This is a genomic window from Tropicibacter alexandrii (assembly GCF_003667315.2).
GTDB classification, from domain to species: Bacteria; Pseudomonadota; Alphaproteobacteria; order Rhodobacterales; family Rhodobacteraceae; genus Tropicibacter; species Tropicibacter alexandrii.
Genome location: NZ_RCTZ02000020.1, coordinates 14,044 through 33,683, shown reverse-complemented (window position 1 = coordinate 33,683; position 19,640 = coordinate 14,044). Strand labels below are relative to the sequence as shown.

The following is a 19,640-nucleotide window of genomic DNA, read 5'->3' as shown; positions in this document are numbered from 1 at the left end:
ATGGGTCTCGCGCAACTCCAGACCATCCAGAAGGGGCTGGCAATCCTTGTCGGTGTCTTCGTCTTCTACACCGCCGCCACCGGCCCGTTCGAGGGCCTGATCCAGCGCGCCCTCTTTCTGGCACTGGTGACGGCTCTGGGGTTTGCGCTGTATCCGCTGGGCGCCGGCAAAGGCTGGCGCCCGGTCGGGCTGGCAATCGATCTGGCGCTCTGCGCCGTGGTCCTTGCGGCCTGCGGCTACGTGGTCTGGCACTATGACGAGATCATGACCTCGCTGCCTTGGGCCACCGCGCTGGACAAGGCGCTGACCGTGGGGCTGGTCCTCGCCGTGCTGGAGCTGGGGCGGCGCACCGTCGGGCTGATCTTTCCGGTGCTGGTGCTGGCCGGGATCGGCTATGCGCTGTTCGGCAACCTGCTGCCCGGTCCGCTGCGGCATCGCGGCTTTGACACCGCCTTCGTGACCGAAACCATCTTTCTCGGCGATCTGGGCATCTGGGGCATGCTGACCGGCGTCGCCGCCACCGTGATCGCCGCCTTTGTGCTGTTCGGCGCGCTCCTGCTGCATTCGGGGGGCGGGCAGGCCTTCATGGACCTTGCCATGCGTCTGGGCGGCCGCCAGCCCGGCGGCGCGGCCAAGATCGCCACCATCGCCAGCGGTCTGTTCGGGATGATCTCGGGCTCGGCCGTGGCCAATGTCGCCACCACCGGCAATTTCACCATTCCGATGATGATCCGGCTGGGCTACCCCCGCCCCTTCGCCGCCGCGGTCGAGGCCGTGGCCTCGACCGGTGGGCAGATCGCGCCGCCGATCATGGGGGCCGCCGCCTTCGTCATGGCCGAGATTCTGGGCGTGCCCTACACCACCATCATCCTTGGCGCGATCGTGCCTGCGGTGCTGTTCTACGCCTCGGTCTTCGTCACCGTGCATTTCGTCGCGATCAAGCGCGGCCTCGCCATCGTCCCCGAGGACGAGCTGCCCGCGTGGAAAGCCATCCTCGCGCCGCGCCGCGTCGCGCCGATCCTCTGCGCGCTTGGCGGTCTTGGCATCGGCATCTGGCTGGGCCGCTCGATCGCCACCGCCGCCTTCTACGGCGTCGTGGGCCTGCTGATCGCCTTCGTCGTGACCGAGGCCGGGCGGCTGTCGCCGCGCCAGATGGTCGCCAAGATCGTCGACGGGCTGGAGGATGCGGGCAAGGGGCTGGTCATCATCGGCGTGCTGCTGGCCGGGGCGCAGATCCTCGTCTCGATGATCAACCTCACCGGCATCGGCGTCACCCTGTCGTCGCTGATCGTGTCGATGGCCGGGGACAGTGTGCCGCTGGTGGCGCTGATCGTGGGGCTTGTCTGCCTCATCATGGGCATGGGCCTGCCCACCACCGCCGCCTATGTGCTGGTGGCCGCCGTGCTCGCGCCCGCCATGACCGCCGTGGGGGTCGATCCGCTGGCCGCGCACTTGTTCGTCTTCTACTTTGCCACCATCTCGGTCATCACGCCGCCGGTCTGCGTTGCCGTCTTCGTCGGATCGGGCATCGCGGGCACCAACTGGCTGCCCGCCGCCGGTCATGCCGTGCGCCTTGGCGCGGTGACCTATCTCGTGCCCTTCCTCCTGCTGCTCTATCCCGGCATGTTGCTGCAAGGCGGGCCGCTGGCCATTGCCGATGCGCTGATGGGCGGTGCCGCGCTGGTGCTGGCCGTCCCGGCCCTGCTGGTGGGCGCCGCGCTGACCGGTTCGCGGCTGCTGGACACCGCCATCCTGCTGGTGGTGATCGGGCTGGCGATCTGGCCCAACCCCGTGACCCCCCTGCTGGCGCTGGCGCTGCTGATCGGCGCGTTCAAGCTGGGCCAACGGCAAAAGGGAGCGATCGCATGAGTTTTCGCATCGGATGCGGCGCAGGCTTTCAGGGCGACCGCATCGACCCGGCCCAAGACCTTGCCGAACGGGGCGCGCTGGATGTCCTCGTGTTCGAATGTCTGGCCGAGCGCACCATCGCGCTGGCCCAGCAGGCGCGGCTCGCCGATCCGGGCGCGGGTTTCGACCCGCTGATGGAGCGCCGCCTGCGCGCCTGCCTGCCCGCCTGTGCCCGCAACGGCACCAAGATCGTGACCAATATGGGCGCCGCCAACCCGCGCGCGGCGGCACAGCGCGCCCGCGCCATCGTGGCCGAGCTTGGCCTGTCGCTGACCGTGGCCGCGGTGACCGGTGACGACGTCTCGGACCGCGTCGCCAAGCACGTGCTGGACGAGACCGGCCAACCGGCAAGCGCGCTTGGCCCGCGTCTGGTCTCGGCCAATGCCTATATCGGCGTCGGCGCCATCGTCGAGGCGCTGGCGCGCGGCGCCGATATCGTGATCTGCGGGCGGGCCTCCGATCCGGCGCTGTTCCTTGCGCCCTTGGTGCATCACTTCGGCTGGGCGATGGACGACTACACCCGCCTCGGGCGCGGCACGCTGATCGGGCACTTGCTGGAATGCTCCGCGCAGGTCACCGGCGGCTATTTCGCCGATCCCGGCGTCAAGGACGTGCCCGATCTGGCGCATGTCGGCTTTCCGCTGGCCGAGGTCGGGGCCGACGGCAATGCCACCCTGACCAAGCTGCCGGGCACCGGCGGGCTCGTGACCCCCGCCACCTGCACCGAGCAACTGCTCTACGAGATCCACGACCCCGCCGCCTATCTGCAACCCGACGTGATCGCCGATTTCTCGGGCGTCACGCTGGAGCAGACCGGCCCCGACCGGGTCGCCATCGGCGGGGCGACGGGGCGCGCACCGACAGGCACGCTCAAGGTCTCGGTCGCCTATCGCGATGGCTGGCTGGGCGAGGGGCAGATTTCCTATGCCGGGGCCAATGCCCGCGCCCGCGCCGATCTGGCCCGCGCGATCCTCGACGAACGGCTGACCGCGCCCGGCATCCAAGACAGGCTGGCCCATGTGATCGGCAACGACACCGAACAGCGCCTGCGCTACGCCACGCGCTGCACCGACCGCGCCACCGCCGAAAGCGTCGCGCAAGAGGTCGAGGCGCTGTATCTCTGCGGTCCGGCTGCCGGGGGCGGCGTGACCAAATCGGTCAAGGAGATCATCGCCATCGCCTCGACCCTGATCCCCGCCAGCGCGATCACCCCGCGCGCCGACCTGCTGGAGCCGCTCCATGAGACTGCATGACCTCGCCCACGGACGCACCGGTGACAAGGGCGATGTCTCGAACATCTCGGTGATCGCCTACCGGCGCGCGGATTTCGGGCTGTTGCGGGACAGGCTGACCGTCGCCCGTGTCGCCGCCCGCCTTGGCCACCCGCCCGAAGCGGTGACGCGCTACGACCTGCCGCAACTGGGGGCGCTGAACTTTGTCCTGCGCGGCGCGCTCAAAGGCGGGGTGACGCGGTCGCTGGCGCTGGACGCCCATGGCAAATGCCTGTCCTCGGTGCTGCTGGACATGCCGCTGGACCCCTAGCGGCCCCGACCCCGCGTCCACGGCTCGGCCCCTTCGGCATCGACGAAGACGCGATAGACCGAGGAGGTGGCGGTGATGAACATCCGCCGCCCGTCCACGCCGCCGAAACACAGGTTCGACACGGTTTCCGGCACAAGGATCTTGCCCAGCAGCGTGCCATCGGGAGCAAAGCAATGCACCCCGTCCGCCGCCGAGGACCACAGGTTGCCCGCGCTGTCACAGCGCATCCCGTCGGGCAGCCCCGTGTCGATGGTGGCAAACACCCCTTGGTCGGCCAGCCGCCCACCCTCGACCGCGAATTGCCGGATCACGGACGGCACGCTGTCATCATGGCTCGACCCGCTTTCGGCGATATAGAGCACCGTCTCATCGGGCGAGAAACACAGCCCGTTCGGCTGGGTGAAATCATCAACCACCACGGTCAAGTCCCCTTCGGGCGACAGGCGAAAGACGTTGCGCGCGTCCTGTTCCGGCGCGCTGCGATAGCCCTCGAAATCCGAGATGATCCCATAGGTCGGATCGGTGAACCACACCGCCCCGTCGCTGCTGACCACCACGTCATTGGGCGAGTTCAGCCGCTTGCCGCCATACTCCGACGCCAGCACCGTCAGCCGCCCGTCATGCTCGGTCCGCACCACGTCCCGCGCGCCATGGCGACAGCCCACCAGCCGCCCCTGCCGGTCGCGCGTATTGCCATTGTTGAAGCCGCTCTCGCCCCGGTACAGCGTCACGCCGGTGGTCTCGCTCCACATCAGGATGCGCCGCGAGGGAATGTCTGAAAACAGCAGCGCGTCGCGATCCCCGAACCAGACCGGCCCCTCGGTCCAGGTAAAGCCCTCGGCGATGCGGTCCAGCCGCGACATCGGGTGAACCAGCGACAGGAACCTGTCGTCCTGAACCTGCAAATGCGGGGGAAGGGTGATCATGCGCGGGGTCTCCGGGTGCTGGCGGCAATGACGATGGCAATGATGATGGCGCCGGTCAGGACGCTCTTGACGCCCGCCCCCGCGCCGTAGCTGTTCAGCATTGACACCACGAGGAACATGAACAGCGACGCGCCGATGACGCCGGGCACGTTGGAATTGCCCCCGGCGATGGAACTGCCGCCGATGACGACGACGGCGATGGACATCAGCAGGTACTCGGCCCCCATATTCAGCGCCGCGCCGCCGGAAAAGCTGCTCAGCAGGTAGCCCGCCAGCGAGGCGAACACCGCCACCGCCACATAGGTCGCCGCGCGCACCGCCTGCACCGGCACCCCGGCCAGCCGTGCGGCGCGCAGGTTCTGCCCCGCCGCCAGCAGCCACCGCCCCCAGACCGCGCGTTCCAGCAGCACCCAGACGACAATCGCCAAGACCAACGTCACCCACGCCACGTTCGGCACGCCCAGCAGGCGGCCCGTGGCGAAATCCGCCAACCCCTCGGGCGGCTTGATCCGCAGGCCCCGGTTCGACCAGATCGCCACCGATTGATAGACCAGCGACGCCGCCAGCGTCGCGATGATCGGCGGCAGCCGCAGCAGCCAGATCAGCGCGAAATTCGCACAGCCCACCGCCAGACCCACGCCAAGCGCCACGATCAGCCCCAGCCAAGCCGTGCCGGGGTCCGACCCCATCACCTTCAGCGCAAGCGTGCCCGCCAGTGTCATCGTCGCCGGGATCGACAGGTCGACATTGCCCGGCCCCAAGGTGATGACCAGCATCTGCCCCATACCGACGATGGCCGCAAAGGCGCCAAAGGACAGCGCCGCATAGGCCAGCTCCCCTGCCCCGCGCCCCGAGGTCAGCACCAAGGTCGCCGCGAAGGCCTGCGCGGCAGCCAGCCACGCCCAAACCCACGGTTTCACACTCATAGTCATGCCGCCGCCCCCCTGCGTGAGAACAACAACCGCGCCGTCAGCACAAGGATCAGGATCGCGCCCTGCGCGCCGATCTGCCAGTCCGGCGACAGCCGCAGGAAGGACAGGAAGGACGCCGCCAGCGTCAGCGTCAGCGCGCCGATCACCGCGCCCACCGGGCTGACCTTGCCGCCGATGAACTCGCCCCCGCCAAGGATCACGCCCGCGATGGACAGCAGCGTGTAGCGCAGCGCGATATTGGCATCCGCCGAGGTCGTCAGCCCCACCAGCGCCATCCCCGCCAGCACGCCGAACAGCCCAGCCAGCCCGTAGGCCGTGGCCTTCAGCACCGTCACGTTCCAGCCCGCCCGCGCGATGGACCGCGCATTGCCGCCGACCCCGCGCAAGACCGTGCCCAGCCGCGAGCGGATCACCAGCAGATGCGTCACCAACGCGATCAGCACCGCCGCCAAGACCGCCATCGGCACCAAGGCCGGCTTGACCGTCATCAGCGTCCGGATCCAGCCCGGCGCGGCGCCGCCCGGCGTCGGCAGGATGAACAGCGCCAGCCCGCCCCAGACGAACGACATGCCCAGCGTCACCACGATGGCGGGCAGGTCCAGCGTATGGATCACCGCCCCCATCAGAGCATAGCTCGCCACCAGCCCCAGCAGGATCAGCACCCCCAACAGCGGCGTGTCGTTCAGGTAGGTCGCCGTGATGCAGGCCGCGAGGCTGACGAAGGCCCCAAGGCTCAGGTCGATATCGTTGACCATGATGATCATCATCTGCGCAATCGTCGCCAAGGCGATCGGCACCGCGAGGTTGAACAGCAGGTTCAACCCGAAATAGCTCATGGCGCGGGGCTGCATGTAGAAGGTCGCGGCCAGCAGCACGGCCAGCGACACCACCGGAAGAATGATCCGATATCGGGAAAGCATCACGACGCCTCCTGCATTTCAAAGGACGCTTCGAGGATGCGCTCCTCGGTGATCTGCTCGCCCGTCAACTCGGCGCTGATCTCGCCATTGCGGAACACGAAGACCCGGTCGCACTGACAGACCTCTTCGGTCTCGGTCGAGTACCAAAGGAAGGTGCGGCCCTTGGCGGCCTCGGCGCGGATCATCGCGTAGACATCCTGTTTGGTGCCCACATCGACGCCGCGCATCGGGTCATCCATCACCACGATGGGCGCGTCACTGGCCAGCGCGCGGGCAAACAGCACCTTTTGCTGGTTGCCCCCCGACAGCGACAGGATCGGGTTGGTCAGGTCGTCGGTGCGGATGCCGATCCGCTTGCGCCAGTCCTCGGCCAGCCTGCGTTCCGCCGCACGGTCCACCAAGCCCCGCCCCAGCACCGAGATCGAGACATTGCGCAGGATCGACCACAGCGGCAGCACCCCGTCGCGGGGCCGGTCCCCGGCGACGAACACCGCCCCGGCCCCCCTGCCCCGCCGCCAGTCGGAACTCAGCCCCAGATACAGCCGCGCCAGCGCCGCCGCCTGCCCGTGGCCCGCCAGACCCGACAGGCCAACGACCTCGCCGCGCCTTGCCTCCAGCCCCTCGGCGCGCAGGATCACCTCGCCCGGGGCGCTGCGGGCGGCCTGTTGCGCCGCGCCCTCGGTCGCCACGTGGCCCATGGCATCGACCAGCCCGGCTCGCGTGAAATCCCCGACCGGGCGATCCGCCACCACGGTGCCATCCTTCAAAACGACGATGCGCGAGGACACGTCGAACACCTCGCCCAGCATATGAGAAATGAAAATCACCGCGCCGCCCGCCGCACAGAACGCCTTCACATGGCTCAGCAATTGCCGCGCGATCCCCTCGTCCAAGGAACTGGTCGGCTCGTCCAGAATGACCAGCCGCGCCGCGCCGCCACGGGGGGCAAAGCCGATGGCGATCTCGACCATCTGCCGTTCGGCAATCGTCAACGTATCCACCTCGGCATCCGCATCGATCCCGTGATCGGGGAACACCCTGTCCAGCGCCGCCCGGATTTCAGCCCCCGCGGGCCGCCGCCAGCCCACCCCCTTCAACGCGGGATGCGCCATGGCGAGGTTCTCGGCCACGGTCAGGTTCGGACACAGGGACAGTTCCTGAAACACCGCCCGCACGTCCCCTGCCCCGCCGGGAAAGTCGACCGTCCCCGAAGACGGCCCGAACGTGCCGTTGATCAGGTTCACCAGCGTCGATTTCCCCGCGCCGTTATGGCCCACCAGCCCAAGACACTCGCCGGGCGCAACGCTCAGCGATACGCCATCCAGCGCCTTGACCGGGCCAAAATGCTTTGCCGCGTCGCGCAGGGCGACCACGGGCTTGTCCGTCTCTGTCATGTCGATCCCATGCGGCCAAAAGCGCCCCGCACCCATCCGGGGCGCGGGGCGTCAGCAGTCTCAGGCGCTCACTTGGCGTCGGCGATCACGCCCTGCGCATCCTCAAGCGAGTAGGACACGTTCGCCACCGATCCTTCGGGGGTGGAGGCCAGCGCCGCGTCCAAGTCATCTTGGGTGATCTTGAGGAATGGCACGGTCAGGTCCTTGGGCACCTCTTCGCCCGCGAGGATCTGCTGCGCGACCCAGAAGGCCAGCGAGGCCACGCCCGGCGCAATCGACAGCGACAGCGTTTCATAGCCGTTGGCGTCGCGCTGCTCGGCCCACCATTTCAGCTCGTCCTGACGGTTGCCCAGCACGATCAGCGGGGTCGGACGGCCCGCCGCGGCAAAGGCCTGCGCCGCACCGTAGCCATCGCCGCCTTGGGTCACGACGCCGACCACCTCGGGCAGCGAGGGCAGGATGCCCGCCACGGCCTTTTGCGCCACGTCCTGCGCCCAGTCGCCATGGACCGAGCCGACGATCTCGAACTGGCTGTGCTCGGCCACGCCCTCGTGGATGCCCTTGGAAATCTCGTCATCGACAAAGACCCCGGCAAGGCCGCGGATTTCCAGCAGGTTGCCGCCATCGGGCAGGCGCGTTGCCAGATAGTCGACCTCTTCCTTGCCCATGGCCGCGAAATCCACCGCGATCCGCCATGCGCAGGGTTCGGTGACGATGCCGTCAAAGCTGACGACCACAACGCCCGCATCGCAGGCTTCCTTGACCGCGCCGTTCAGCGCCGTGGGCGAGGCCGCGTTCAGCACGATGGCGTCATAGCCCTGCAGGATCATGTTCTGGATCTGCGCCGCCTGTTCGGTGGCCTGATTTTCCGAGGTGGTAAAGGCATCGCCCGCCGCCACGACCCCGTCGGCCACGGCCTGCGCGGCGGTGTCCTCGTAGGTCTGCAACATGGCCTGCCGCCAAGAATTCCCGGCATAGTTGTTTGACAAGGCGATCCGCTTGTCACCCGTCGATACAAGATGGCTTTCGGCATGCACGGCCCCAGCCAGCAGGGCCAGCGTGGCTGCGCCCGTCAGTAACGTCTTCATGGTTGTCCTCCCTTTCGCGCGCATCGCGCTCTCCATCCCCGGCCGATCTTATGCTGTTCGGTTCCGGAACTGGCGGCGATGGTGCCGGGGGGCAATCGACCTGTAAAGGCTGTCAGCCGCAGAAGTGTTGCGGGAACCCGCAAGAGGGATGCGGGTTCGGGTGTTTTCTTTTGCCCTCAATGGGCGCAAACTTGCGGGATCGCGCAAAGACCCACCCAAACGGCCCGCGCGAGGGAGGATACATGACCGCAGCACCCCGCCTTGACCGGGACCCGCCCGACGCCGTCTTGGCGCAGATCGCCGCGCGCCTGTCGGACCAGACCGACATCGCCACCGCGCTCGGCGCGGTCGAGGCGGATATCGCCGCGCTCATCCCCTTTGTGCATTGCGACATCTGCCTGCTGGACCGCCCCGGCTGGCTCGTCAGTTTCGAGGTCGGCATCCGCACCCGCTGGTCCCGCGCCTCGGGCCGGATCGACCACGCGCCGATCCGCGAGTTGCTGCAGGGCCACTGCCCGCACATGCTGACCGAGGACGCCACGACCGATCCCCGCTACACCTATCCCGGTGCCGCCTGCGAGCCGATCCTGAACCACAACCTGCGCAGCCGCGTGAACGTGCCGCTGCGGGTCATGGGCGCGCTGATCGGGACGCTGAACCTGTCGGATACGCGGATCGGGGTCTACGACATGTCAACCGTCACGCTGGCGCAGCAGATCGCCGATGTGCTGGCGCCGTGGTTCCACATCCTGCACCTCGCCGAACGCGCCCGCCGCACCGGGCGTGCCCCCGAAGCCGGGCGGGCCTCCGAGGAAGGGCTGCGGCGGGGGGCGCTGGAACTGACGCAGGCGCTGGAGCACGAACGCCAGCGCGTCGGCATGGACCTGCACGACCAGACGCTGGCCGACCTGTCGCGCCTGCTGCGCGAGGTCACGTCAGAGCCTCCCCTGCCCCGCGACCTGCTGGCCCGCCACCTGCGCGAGACCATCACCGACCTGCGGCGGATCATCGACGAGGCGGTGCCGACCCTGCTCGACCTGTTCGGCTTTGCCCATGCGGTGCGGGTGCATCTGGAACGCGCCTCGGGCGATGCGGCCACCGAACTGGACGTCACCGACCGCACCGACGGCGCCCCCGACCAGCTGGACCCGACCGTGCGCAGCGCGCTGTTCCACATCACCCAAGAGGCGATCAACAACGCCACCCGCCATGCCCGCGCCAGCCGCATCGCCGTGACGGTTGACAAGCCCGGCCCCTCGACTCTGACCGTCACCGTGCAGGACGATGGCTGCGGCATTCCCGCGACGCCCGCCCGGCAATCCGGGCTGATGCACATGCGCACCCGCGCCCGGCTGATCTCGGCCGGGTTGGACATCATCCCCGATCAGGGCACCACCATCCGCGTCACCTTGAGGGTCCAGTCATGAAGGTCTTGCTTGTCGAGGACGACCAGTTCCACGCCTCCTACATGGAGGATGTGCTGGTCGAGACCCTGCCCGAAGTCACCCAGATCTTTCACGCGCAGAATGGCGACGAGGCCGAACAAGAGGCCCGCGCCATGGCCATCGACGCCGTGGTGATGGACCTGCGCATGTCCCAGCGCAACGGGATCGAGGCGGCCCGGACGCTGTGGCAGGAACGCCCGGAAACGCGCATCCTGTTCTGGTCGAACTACGCGGACGAAGCGTATCTGCGCGGCATATCTGCCATCGTCCCCGAGGACAGCGCCTATGGCTACCTGCTCAAGACCGCGCCGCGCGACCGGCTGAAACTGGCGCTGCGCGCGGTGCTGATCGAAGGCCAGATCATGGTCGACCGCGAAATCCACCGCCTGCAACGGGCCAAGGGCCAGCCCCGCACCTCTCTCGATGACAGCGAGTACGCGGTGCTGCTGGACCTCGCCATCGGGCTTCAGGACCGGCTGATCGCAGAGCGTCGGGGCATGTCGCTGCGCACCGTGCAGAACCGCCTCTTGTCGCTCTATGACAAGCTGGGCGTCGATGACGCGCACGAGGACCTGCCGATCAACAAGCGGGTGCGGGCGCTGAACAGGGCGCTTGTCACCCGGACGCTGAACATCGAAACGCTGGAAACGGCGCAGCGTGATTTCGACCGGTGGCAGGCGGGCAGAGGCTAGGGCGGAAAAATTGTCAGCTGACAATTTAGCCCGCAACTTTTGCCAGACCCCCAAAATTGTCAGCTGACAATTTGCCCCGCAACTGGCGCGCCTTCAGCGATTTCACCATGCCGGGCAGGTTCAAAAGCCCCTTTTCGCCGCGCTGCACCAGCGCCCTCAGATAGGCGCCGGGCTTGCGAATGGTCTCAAGGCTTTCAAGCATGCACAGCACGATGGTCGCCGTCCGTTCCGCCCCAAGCGTCTGCCGGGCTTGGGCATAGACCTGCTGATCGATCCCAAGCATCGGGTGCAACCGGTCGGACACCGAGACCAGACCGCGCCAATCCGGGTGCTCGGTTGGAAAATAGGCTTGGTATTCCTTGCAAACTGACTGCACCTCCTCGATGGCGGGCGGTCGATCATTTTGCGCGGGGGCGGGGTTATATACAGAAATGGATTTATCTGTAGTCTGTATGTGCCGCTCAGTCTGGCTGTCGCTGGCGCTCATTTTCGCGGGGCGCGCGGGGATTGTCAGCCGGTTTTCCACCCGCTCGGACAGCTCTTCGAGCACCTCCAAGGGCAGTTTGCGGCGCTGGCACAGCCGGGCCTCTTCGAGCAAGGGGTCGTCCGCCGGGGTGCCTTCCTCGATCAGCCTTTGGCGCGTGGCGGCGATGACCGCGCGCAGGGCGTCCTCTTGGGCCTTGCGGTGCTGCGCCTGATGGGCGGCGGCAAACACCGCCTCGGCAAAGCGGGCGAGGGGGGACAGGTCAAAGCCAAAGCACACCCCGAACCGGGCAAAGCGCTTGCGGTTGGCACTGTCCTGCCGGTCGATCAAGCCGCTGCGCACCAGCGTTCCCAGATGCCGCCGCAGGGTGCTTTCGGGCATCCCGTTCAGCCGCTGCGACAGGGTCCGGTTCGATGGATAAACGACACCCGCGCCACGCTGCGCGGGTAGGGTGCGATCCGGGAAGAAGGTCAGCAGCGCGCGCAGCACGCTCAGCGTGCGGTGGCTGATGCCGAAATCCGGGGCGGCATGGGTCAGCGCGTCGAGAAGCGCCCATTTGTCAACCGGCGCGGGGCCAGCCTGTGGGCATGTCTCGACCGGCTGCCCGCCGGGAATGGGGGACAGGTCCGTCATGTTTTGCATCACGAAAGGCAAAAAAATCCCGTCCACCGAATCGGTGGCGTTGACAGGATCAGGGGGGACCTGCTATCTCAAGAGTGCGAGAAATGAGTGAGCTCTCCGGGACCTGTCCTGGGGGGCTTTTTTCGTCTTTGGGTCGTGCCTCCTTTGTTACTGCTCGTTTTGTTGATCCGCGCGGGATTTGATCCAGCGGGCATAGAGGTCCTGCACGAGGTCCTCGGCCTGTTCATCGACCCAAGCGGTAAAGGCCGGGGCGTCGCCATGGGGCAGGGTCAGGGTCAGCGCCGCCTCGGTGCGCTTGACGCGGGCGATGGTGTATCCGGCGGTGCTGGTAACCTTGCGGGTCGGCGTGTTGGGGCTGCGCGAGGGCTTTGGCGCGGCTTGGCCCTCGGCCCAGGCGAGGACCTGCTCGAAGCGCGCATCGCTGTCCTCGATGCTGGTCAGCTGCGGCAGGTGGGCGTTGACCTGATCGGCGCGGCCGGGGCGTTGCAGCACCTCGGACAGCTTCAGCCAGCGGTCGCGGCCAATGCCGGGCGCCGAGCCGATATGGCGGAGAAAGTCGATATCGAAGGCGCGCCCGACCTTGAGCATCCGGCTGACCATCGGCATGTCGATCGACAGCGCGGCGGCGATGGTCTGGCGGTCATAGGACAGCGCCTCCATCTGGGCGGCGAAGCTGGCCTTCTCGATGAAGGACAGATCCTTGCGCGCGGTGTTTTCCTGACCCTGCGCCAGCACCAAGGCCTGATCGTCGAGATGGCGCACCAGCGCCTTGACCGGCAGACCCAGCGCCTTGAGCGCGCGCAGACGGCGACGGCCATAGACGATCTCGAACTCGCCGGGATGGTCGGCATCGGGGCGGACCAGAACGGGGACCTGCTGGCCATAGGTGGCGAGGCTGTCGCGCAGCTGGGCGTCGTCCTCGGGATGCGCGCCCAGACGGTCGACAACCCCGGCATCGTGGATGCGCGCAGCGTCGATTTCCTGAACGGCGTTTTCCTGCAATTTGGTCAGCGAGCTTTGCAGCGCACCCACGGCACCGCGCGGCGCGGCGGGGGTCGGACGACGCGAGGGGGCAGGGGTGTCGGACCCGGTGCTCAGAATGCCTTTACGTGCCATGTCGTGTCCTTTCTCAGCGGCCCCATGCGGTCTGCAAAAGCGTCTCTATCTCGTCGTTGACGGCGTTCAGGCTTTCCATCGCGCGGTCATAGGTGGCGCGGTGAAAGGCGCTGCGCTCGACCTCGTAGATGGTCTGCTGGGTCAGGCCCGCATCCGAAATCGCGGTGGATTTCAGCATGGGCGAGGTCATGACCTCGGAACTGAACAACTGCCGCAGGAAAGCCACGACCTGCTGTTGGGGGCCATCGGAGGGCTCGTAGCGGTTGATGAGGAAGCGCAGGAAGTCGAACTCCATCCGCGCGCCCGCATTGGACACCACGTCGAGCAGATCGGCGCTCATTTGCAGGAATTGCGACATCGAAGCGACGTCGAGCATGTTCGGCACGACGGTGATCAGCACCCCGGTCGAGGCACACAGCGCCGACATGGTCAGATAGCCCAGTTGCGGCGGGCAATCGAAGACGATGATGTCGTAATCCTGCTCGACCTCTTGCAGCGCGGCGGCCATGCGCGCGTAAAACGGCGGCTGGATGTTGGTGCGCAGCGCGGTGGGGGTCTCGTGCTCGAATTCCTGAAGGATCAAACCACCGGGGGCGAGGTCGAGACCGGGGAAATAGGTCTTTTGGATGATCGAGGAAAAGGGCAGGGGGTTTTCGTATCTTATGGCGTCATAGAGACTGCCTTCGTGGAGGAAATCGTATTCCGGCTGGTAGCCGAACAGCGAGGTCAGCGAGGCCTGCGGGTCGATATCGACCGCCAGCACGCGATACCCTTTGAGCGCGAAACGCTGTGCGGCGTGGATCGCAGAGGTTGTCTTTCCCGAGCCGCCCTTGAAGTTGAGGAAGGACAGGACCTGCACCTTGTCGCCGTCGCGCCGCCCCTTGAGATAGGTGCCGGTGGTGCGCGAGTTGTCTTCGAGGATGCGGCGGATCGCCAGCAGATCCGTGGCGGAATAGTGCCTGCGCCCGCCCGGCGTGGTGTGGACCTCGGGCACACGTTCCTCGAAATGCAGCTTGCGCAGGAAGCTGGGGGAAATGCCCAACAGGTCCGCCGCCTCTCCGGCGGAGAAGAGCCGCAACTGCTTGCGCGCATCGGGGGCAAAGCTTTTCAGCAGGTGCTGTTCCAGCGCGCTGGCCAGACTTTGCGCATTTTCCCGGATACGGGTATTGATATGGATGGGTTCTGTCACCGCCATCTGTTCTGCGCCTCGTCAGGAACGCTGGTTTCCGCCAACGCCATATTTTCCGTTTCTTTACGAAAGGGGAGGGGGTGTTGGCAACTGTTTCCTGTGTCCGGCCCGGACAGGCCGCGCGCCGCGTTTCATGTTTTGCACAAGGATTGGCGGCTTATCCATTGAAATAAAACGGTAATTCATGATTGGACGCCTGTGGACGAAATTTTCGGCCATCTGGCCGAAGCGCAAGCCCGCGCGGGCCGGTCGGCGCGCCCATGCGCGGGTGAGTCGCGCCCGTCAGGCCGGGGGCCCGCCCGGATTGCGGTCCTGCACCAGACAGGCGGCGCGGTGGCCGGGGCCTTGCGGGGTCAGGGCAGGGCGGGTCTCGGCGCAGCGCGGCTCGGCCAGCGGACAGCGGGTGCGGAACGGGCAGCCGGAGGGCGGGTCGAGCGGGCTGGGCAGGTCGCCTTGCAGCAGCACGCGGTCACCACGGTCGCGCCGGGACGGGTCGGGCAGGGGGATCGCCGACATCAGCGCCTGCGTATAGGGGTGTACCGGGTCGGAAAACACCGCACTTGCGGGGCCGTCCTCGACCACGGTGCCCAGATACATCACCGCCACCCGGTCGGCGATGTGGCGCACCACGCTGAGATCGTGGCTGATGAAGAGGTAGGACAGGTCAAGCTCGGCCTGCAGGCGCATCAGCAGGTTGAGGATCTGGCTCTGGATCGAGACATCGAGCGCGCTGACCGGTTCGTCGCAGATGATCAGCCGGGGATTCAGCGCCAGCGCGCGGGCGATGACCACCCGTTGACGCTGCCCCCCGGACAGGGCTTGCGGGCGACGGGTGCGCTGGTCGGCGTTGAGGCCCACCAGCTCCATCAGCTCGGTCACGCGGTCGGGGATACTGCCGGACCAGCCGTGGATGATGAGCGGCTCGGCGATGCTGCTGGCGATGCTGCGGCGTGGGTTCAGGGCCGAGACCGGGTCTTGGAACACCACCTGCATGTCGCGCCACAGGCGTTTGCGGGCGGCGGTGCTTAGGGTGCCAAGGTCCTGCCCGTCGAACTGGATGGTGCCGGCGGTCACCGGGGCGAGGCCCAGCACCGCGTTGCCCAGCGTGGACTTGCCGCAGCCCGATTCGCCCACCAGCGCCAACGTCTCGCGCGCATCGATGGACAGGCTGACGCCGTCGACGGCGCGCACGGTGCCCTTGCCGCCGCCGAAACGTCCGGTGCGCACGGGGAAGTGCACCTTGAGGTCTTCGATCTGCAGAAGCGTCATGTCGGCCTCATCGGGTGAAAGCAGGCGGCGCGGTGGCCATCGCCCTGCAGCGGGGGGCGTTCGGTGCAGGCTGCATCGGCGCGCGGGCAGCGGCTGCGAAAGCGGCAGCCACTGGGCCAGTCGCGCGGGCCGGGCACGCTGCCCTTGATCGCGAAAAGCGGTTCCTTGGGTGGGTCGTCGGGGCGCGGCATGGTGCGCAAGAGCATGTCCGTATAGGGGTGGCGCGGGGCGGCGAACAGGTCGTGTACCGCGCCCTGTTCGACCACGCGCCCGCCATACATGACGCAGACGCGGTCGGCCATTTCCGCCACCACCCCCATGTCATGGGTGATCAGCAGCACGGCGGTGCCCTGTTCGCGGGTCAGGTCGCGGATCAGCGACAGGATCTGCGCCTGAATGGTGACGTCGAGCGCGGTGGTCGGCTCGTCCGCGATCAACAGGCGCGGGCGCGAGATCAGCGCGGCGGCGATCATCACCCGCTGGCACATGCCGCCCGACAGCTCGGCGGGCAATTGCGTGGCGCGGCGGTCGGGATCGGGGATGCCGACGCGGCGCAGCATGTCGATGGCGGCGCTCTGCGCCTCGCTCTCGGAGGCGGTGCCGTGGACGATCAGGCTTTCGGCGACCTGCGCGCCCACGGGCATCAAGGGGTTCAGGCTGGAGACCGGTTCCTGAAAGATCATGGCGATGTCCTGCCCGCGCAGCTTTCGCAGGCGTTTTGGCGTCAAGTCGGCCCCGTCGAACCGGCGGCTGCCGCGCGTGACGCGCAGCCCCTCGCCCAGCAGGTCGACGATGGACAGGGCGGTCAGCGACTTGCCAGAGCCGCTTTCGCCGACCAGCGCGACGATCTCGCCCGGGTGCACGTCGAGCGTGACGCCATCGACCAGCGACAGCTCCCCCGCCTGAATGGCAAGGTCGGAGAGGTCGAGCAGGCTCATGCCGGGGGGGCCGCCACGGCGCTGGCCCAAGGGCTGTTGGGATGCGCCGCGCCGATCGCGCCGCCAGCGCTGGCCTGCACCAGCGAGGGGATGGCGAATTGCACGGGATAGACCGTGTCCTCGGTGATCTGGACGGGGTGGCGGGCGCTGATCGCGGTGGCGACGTCGCTGCCCGCGCGGCGGTTGACCAGAATGGTCGGCGTGCTGGCATCGATGCGGGGCGCGTGCATGGCGTCCTCGGGGGAGAGGCCAAGGTCGATCAGGTTCGACAGCACCTGCAGGATCGCCGGAAAGATCTGCCGCCCGCCCGCCGCGCCAAGGGCGATCTCGGGGCGACCGTCGCGCAAGGCGATGACCGGGGTCATGTTGGCCAAGGGGCGCGCGTTCGGCGCGATCGAATTGGGCTGGCCGGGGCGGGGGTCGAACCACATCATGCCGTTGTTCAGCAATAGCCCGGTCGCGGGCGAGACCACCTTGGACCCGAAGCGCGACAGCAGCGTGTTGGTCAGCGCCACCATGTTGCCCGCCGCGTCGATCACCGAGACATGGCTGGTGCAGTCGCCGGGGCCCGCCGCGTGGCCCAGCGTCTTCAGCCGGTGTTCATAGGTGGCGCGGATGGCGTCGGCGATCTGTGCGGCGCGCTCGGCCTCGGGCCGGGGGGCGAGCGGGTCGGGCAGGCGGGCCAGCGCCGCCAGCAGGCTGGGCCCGCCGGACAGGCCGGGCGTGGTGCAGATTTCGCGGTCGCGATAGGGGGCGCGGGCGGGGGTCAGCCAGCGCGGCTGGTAGGCGGCCAGATCGGCGGCGGTGACGGGTGCGCCCATGGCGGCGAGGTCACGCGCCAGATCGGCGGCCACCGCGCCCTCGTAGAAATCGCGCGCCCCGGCGCTGGCGAGCCGTTCCAGCATCGCGGCCTTGGCGGGCATCGGCAGGCGGCGCGCGGTGGGGTCGTCGGGATCGGGGGTGCGGGGACCATCGAGGAACAGCGCGGCGGCGGTGGCATCGCGGCGCAGCCCCGGCGTGTCGATGGCAAGGGCGAGATCGGCGAACCAGTCCACCCGCATCCCGCGATGCGCCATGTCGATGGCGGGAGCCAGCGCCTCGGTCCAAGACAGGGTGCCGTGACGGGCCAGCGCCTCGGCCAGACCGGCGACGGCCCCGGGCACGCAGATCGAGGTCGGGCCGATCAGGTTGCGGTCGTCCTTGACCGCGGGCCAGTTGAACCAATCGCCGCCCGAAGCGCCCGACAGCGGATAATCGGCCGGATCGGTGCCCGACCCGGTCACAAGGTTGAAGTCCAGCGCCTGCACGTCACCGGTGGCGGTTGCGTGCAGAAGGAAGCCGCCGCCGCCAAGGCCCGACAGCCACGGTTCGACGACGGACAGCACGCAGGCGGTGACGACGGCGGCGTCCATCGCGTTGCCGCCGCGCGCCAGCACATCGGCCCCGGCCTGCGCGGCCTCGGCGTTTTGCGCGACGACGAGACCGTGCGATCCGCGCACCTGCGGTTTGCTGATGTCCCAAGACTGCGCGGCTGTCATCGGCTGTCCCTTTCGTTCACGGCGCGGGGCAGGGTGGGGGCCACCTCCAGCGCGGTTTGGGTGGCGTGATGCGCGGCGATCTCGCCGCAGGTGGCCACCCAGACATCGGGGTTGTCCGCGAGGTCTTGCCAGATCTCGCGCAGCATGGCGATGCGGGCGGCGCGGCCGGAAATCCAGTCGTGCACGGTCAGCATGAACAGCCCGCCATCGTCGATCTGGGCTTCGGCCTCGTGCCGCCAAGTCGCGCCGATCTCCAGCGGCGAGCGCGGCGGGCGGTCCCCGGCACCGAGGAATTTGAAGAAGATCGCGTCGTCATTGTCCCAGCGCACGGGAATTTCGGTCACGCCGCCGATGGTGTAGGGCAGGTCGTGCCCCATCAGCGAGGAATCCCACAGGTTCAGGCGGTGCAACTCGGCCAGCATATGCGGGGTCATCTCCCACGCGGGCGAGCGGAAGCCGCGCGGGCGTTCGCCGGTCTGCGTCTCGAAGAGGTCCAGAGATCGTTCCAGCGCCTCGGTGAATTGCGCGTCGGTGATGTCGCCGACAAGCTCATGGAAATAGCCGTGCAGGGCGACCTCGTGGCCACGGGCGACAAGGCCGGGCAGAAGCGAGGGGTTGTCCTCGGCCACCACGCCGGGCACGAAGAACGAGCCGCGGATGCCAAGGCTGTCGAGCATGTCGACCATGCGCGCAAGGCCCCGCCGCATGCCGTAGGCGCGATGCTCGATCCGGGCCAGCGTGCCGGGCATCTGCGCGCGCTGTTCCCACAGATAGGGCGAATTGGCATCGACATCGACGCTGAAACAGGCGGCGGCGCGGTGGCCGTGGGGCCATCTATAGGGGGGCGCTTCCCAGATCATAGCGGGTGCTTCTTGTCCTGATAGACGTCCATGACGCCCGCAGAATTGCCGCCATCCACCGCCAGCGAGGTGCCGGTGACGTTCTTTGCCGCGCTGGACGACAGGTACAAGGCGGCGGCGCCGATATCGGCCTTGGTCGTCTGCGCCTTGAGCGGGATGTTGTTGGTCACGCGGTCGATATGTTCCTGGCTCAGCGCAGAGACCGCGCTGCCGGGGGCGAACCCGGGTTCGAGACAGTTCACCCGGATGCCGAATTCGGCCAGTTCCAGCGCGAACCCCTTGGTGAAGCGGTCGAGCGCAGTCTTGGACGCGCAATAGGTGACGGCGGTGCGGCGCATCTTGCGCGCGGCCCCGGATGAGATGTTGACGAAACAGCCCTGCACGCCCGCGCGGATCATCTGAAGCGCAAAGCCCCGCATCAGCATCACCGGCGCGCGCACGTTCAGGTCCATGATCGTGTCCCAGTCGGCGGGTGTCATGTCGAGCAGGAAGGCGGACGGGTAGACGGCGGCGTTGTTCACCACCACGTCGGGCGCGCCCCAGCGGTCCGCGACGGCGTCCAGCAGCGTTTGCAGGCCTTCGTCCGTGGTCAGGTCGGCGGCGACGGCAAACCCCGGCAGGCCATCGGCGGACAGGTCGGCGCGGCAGACCTCTGCCCCGGCCGCGTCATAGGTTTCGGCCAGCGCGCGGCCCATCACCCCCGCAGCCCCCGTGACCACCACGCGGCGGCCTTTGAAGTCGTCTCCGAAATCCATGG

General features: G+C 67.9%; 18 protein-coding genes. 5 read left to right on the top strand and 13 right to left on the bottom strand.

What is annotated here, in order from left to right:
• The 3 genes from D8Z78_RS19640 to D8Z78_RS19630 are packed head-to-tail and all read left to right on the top strand — an operon-like array spanning position 1 to position 3,450.
• Positions 1-1,869, top strand: a complete 1,869-nt coding sequence (locus D8Z78_RS19640) for a TRAP transporter permease (RefSeq protein WP_121631909.1) — start codon at positions 1-3, stop codon at positions 1,867-1,869.
• A complete protein-coding gene (locus D8Z78_RS19635) occupies positions 1,866-3,161 on the top strand; it encodes an acyclic terpene utilization AtuA family protein (RefSeq protein ID WP_121631908.1) in 1,296 nt (431 codons plus the stop codon). Before D8Z78_RS19640 ends, D8Z78_RS19635 begins: the two co-directional genes overlap by 4 nt.
• A complete protein-coding gene (locus D8Z78_RS19630; RefSeq protein ID WP_121631907.1) occupies positions 3,148-3,450 on the top strand; it encodes an AtuA-related protein in 303 nt (100 codons plus the stop codon). The genes D8Z78_RS19635 and D8Z78_RS19630 overlap by 14 nt, the downstream gene beginning before the upstream one ends.
• On the opposite strand, the gene D8Z78_RS19625 is transcribed toward D8Z78_RS19630, so the two are convergent.
• The 5 genes from D8Z78_RS19625 to D8Z78_RS19605 form a co-directional block, all read right to left on the bottom strand.
• On the bottom strand, positions 3,447-4,376 hold the full coding sequence (locus tag D8Z78_RS19625) for an SMP-30/gluconolactonase/LRE family protein (protein ID WP_121631906.1): 930 nt from the start codon (positions 4,374-4,376) through the stop codon (positions 3,447-3,449). The genes D8Z78_RS19630 and D8Z78_RS19625 overlap by 4 nt on opposite strands.
• Entirely contained in the window at positions 4,373-5,308 is a 936-nt protein-coding gene (locus D8Z78_RS19620) for an ABC transporter permease (protein WP_121631905.1), read from the bottom strand. Before D8Z78_RS19620 ends, D8Z78_RS19625 begins: the two co-directional genes overlap by 4 nt.
• Positions 5,305-6,228 carry an ABC transporter permease gene (locus D8Z78_RS19615; protein ID WP_121631904.1) on the bottom strand — a complete coding sequence of 308 codons (924 nt, stop codon included), beginning with the start codon at positions 6,226-6,228 and terminating at the stop codon, positions 5,305-5,307. The genes D8Z78_RS19620 and D8Z78_RS19615 overlap by 4 nt, the downstream gene beginning before the upstream one ends.
• Positions 6,228-7,622, bottom strand: a complete 1,395-nt coding sequence (locus D8Z78_RS19610; RefSeq protein WP_121631976.1) for a sugar ABC transporter ATP-binding protein — start codon at positions 7,620-7,622, stop codon at positions 6,228-6,230. The genes D8Z78_RS19615 and D8Z78_RS19610 overlap by 1 nt, the downstream gene beginning before the upstream one ends.
• A gap of 68 nt (positions 7,623-7,690) precedes the next feature.
• The gene (locus D8Z78_RS19605; RefSeq protein WP_121631903.1) at positions 7,691-8,710 is read right to left on the bottom strand and encodes an ABC transporter substrate-binding protein; all 1,020 of its coding nucleotides are present in this window, start codon (positions 8,708-8,710) and stop codon (positions 7,691-7,693) included.
• Between the two features lie 242 nt (positions 8,711-8,952).
• Between D8Z78_RS19605 and D8Z78_RS19600 the strand changes: the two genes are divergently transcribed.
• Together D8Z78_RS19600 and D8Z78_RS19595 are read left to right on the top strand one after the other, a co-directional pair.
• Complete coding sequence (locus D8Z78_RS19600; RefSeq protein WP_121631902.1) at positions 8,953-10,137, top strand: GAF domain-containing sensor histidine kinase; 1,185 nt, start codon at positions 8,953-8,955, stop codon at positions 10,135-10,137.
• Positions 10,134-10,847 carry a response regulator transcription factor gene (locus D8Z78_RS19595; protein ID WP_121631901.1) on the top strand — a complete coding sequence of 238 codons (714 nt, stop codon included), beginning with the start codon at positions 10,134-10,136 and terminating at the stop codon, positions 10,845-10,847. The genes D8Z78_RS19600 and D8Z78_RS19595 overlap by 4 nt, the downstream gene beginning before the upstream one ends.
• A gap of 25 nt (positions 10,848-10,872) precedes the next feature.
• Here the strand turns inward: D8Z78_RS19595 and repC are convergent, their stop codons facing one another.
• The 8 genes from repC to D8Z78_RS19555 all read right to left on the bottom strand — a co-directional run bounded on the left by repC (position 10,873) and on the right by D8Z78_RS19555 (position 19,638).
• A complete protein-coding gene (gene repC, locus D8Z78_RS19590; protein WP_164933020.1) occupies positions 10,873-11,964 on the bottom strand; it encodes a replication initiation protein RepC in 1,092 nt (363 codons plus the stop codon).
• Positions 11,965-12,120: 156 nt separating this feature from the next.
• Positions 12,121-13,089, bottom strand: coding sequence for a plasmid partitioning protein RepB (repB, locus tag D8Z78_RS19585; RefSeq protein ID WP_121631899.1), 969 nt, complete (start codon positions 13,087-13,089; stop codon positions 12,121-12,123).
• A 13-nt stretch (positions 13,090-13,102) separates the two neighbouring features.
• On the bottom strand, positions 13,103-14,284 hold the full coding sequence (repA, locus tag D8Z78_RS19580) for a plasmid partitioning protein RepA (protein WP_206169716.1): 1,182 nt from the start codon (positions 14,282-14,284) through the stop codon (positions 13,103-13,105).
• A 276-nt stretch (positions 14,285-14,560) separates the two neighbouring features.
• Complete coding sequence (locus tag D8Z78_RS19575; RefSeq protein WP_121631898.1) at positions 14,561-15,547, bottom strand: ABC transporter ATP-binding protein; 987 nt, start codon at positions 15,545-15,547, stop codon at positions 14,561-14,563.
• A complete protein-coding gene (locus D8Z78_RS19570) occupies positions 15,544-16,485 on the bottom strand; it encodes an ABC transporter ATP-binding protein (protein WP_128910868.1) in 942 nt (313 codons plus the stop codon). The genes D8Z78_RS19575 and D8Z78_RS19570 overlap by 4 nt, the downstream gene beginning before the upstream one ends.
• Positions 16,482-18,023 carry a gamma-glutamyltransferase gene (locus tag D8Z78_RS19565; protein WP_121634570.1) on the bottom strand — a complete coding sequence of 514 codons (1,542 nt, stop codon included), beginning with the start codon at positions 18,021-18,023 and terminating at the stop codon, positions 16,482-16,484. Before D8Z78_RS19565 ends, D8Z78_RS19570 begins: the two co-directional genes overlap by 4 nt.
• Complete coding sequence (locus tag D8Z78_RS19560; RefSeq protein WP_121634568.1) at positions 18,020-18,883, bottom strand: polysaccharide deacetylase family protein; 864 nt, start codon at positions 18,881-18,883, stop codon at positions 18,020-18,022. Before D8Z78_RS19560 ends, D8Z78_RS19565 begins: the two co-directional genes overlap by 4 nt.
• The gene (locus tag D8Z78_RS19555; RefSeq protein WP_121634567.1) at positions 18,880-19,638 is read right to left on the bottom strand and encodes an SDR family NAD(P)-dependent oxidoreductase; all 759 of its coding nucleotides are present in this window, start codon (positions 19,636-19,638) and stop codon (positions 18,880-18,882) included. The genes D8Z78_RS19560 and D8Z78_RS19555 overlap by 4 nt, the downstream gene beginning before the upstream one ends.
• Positions 19,639-19,640 lie beyond the last annotated feature (2 nt).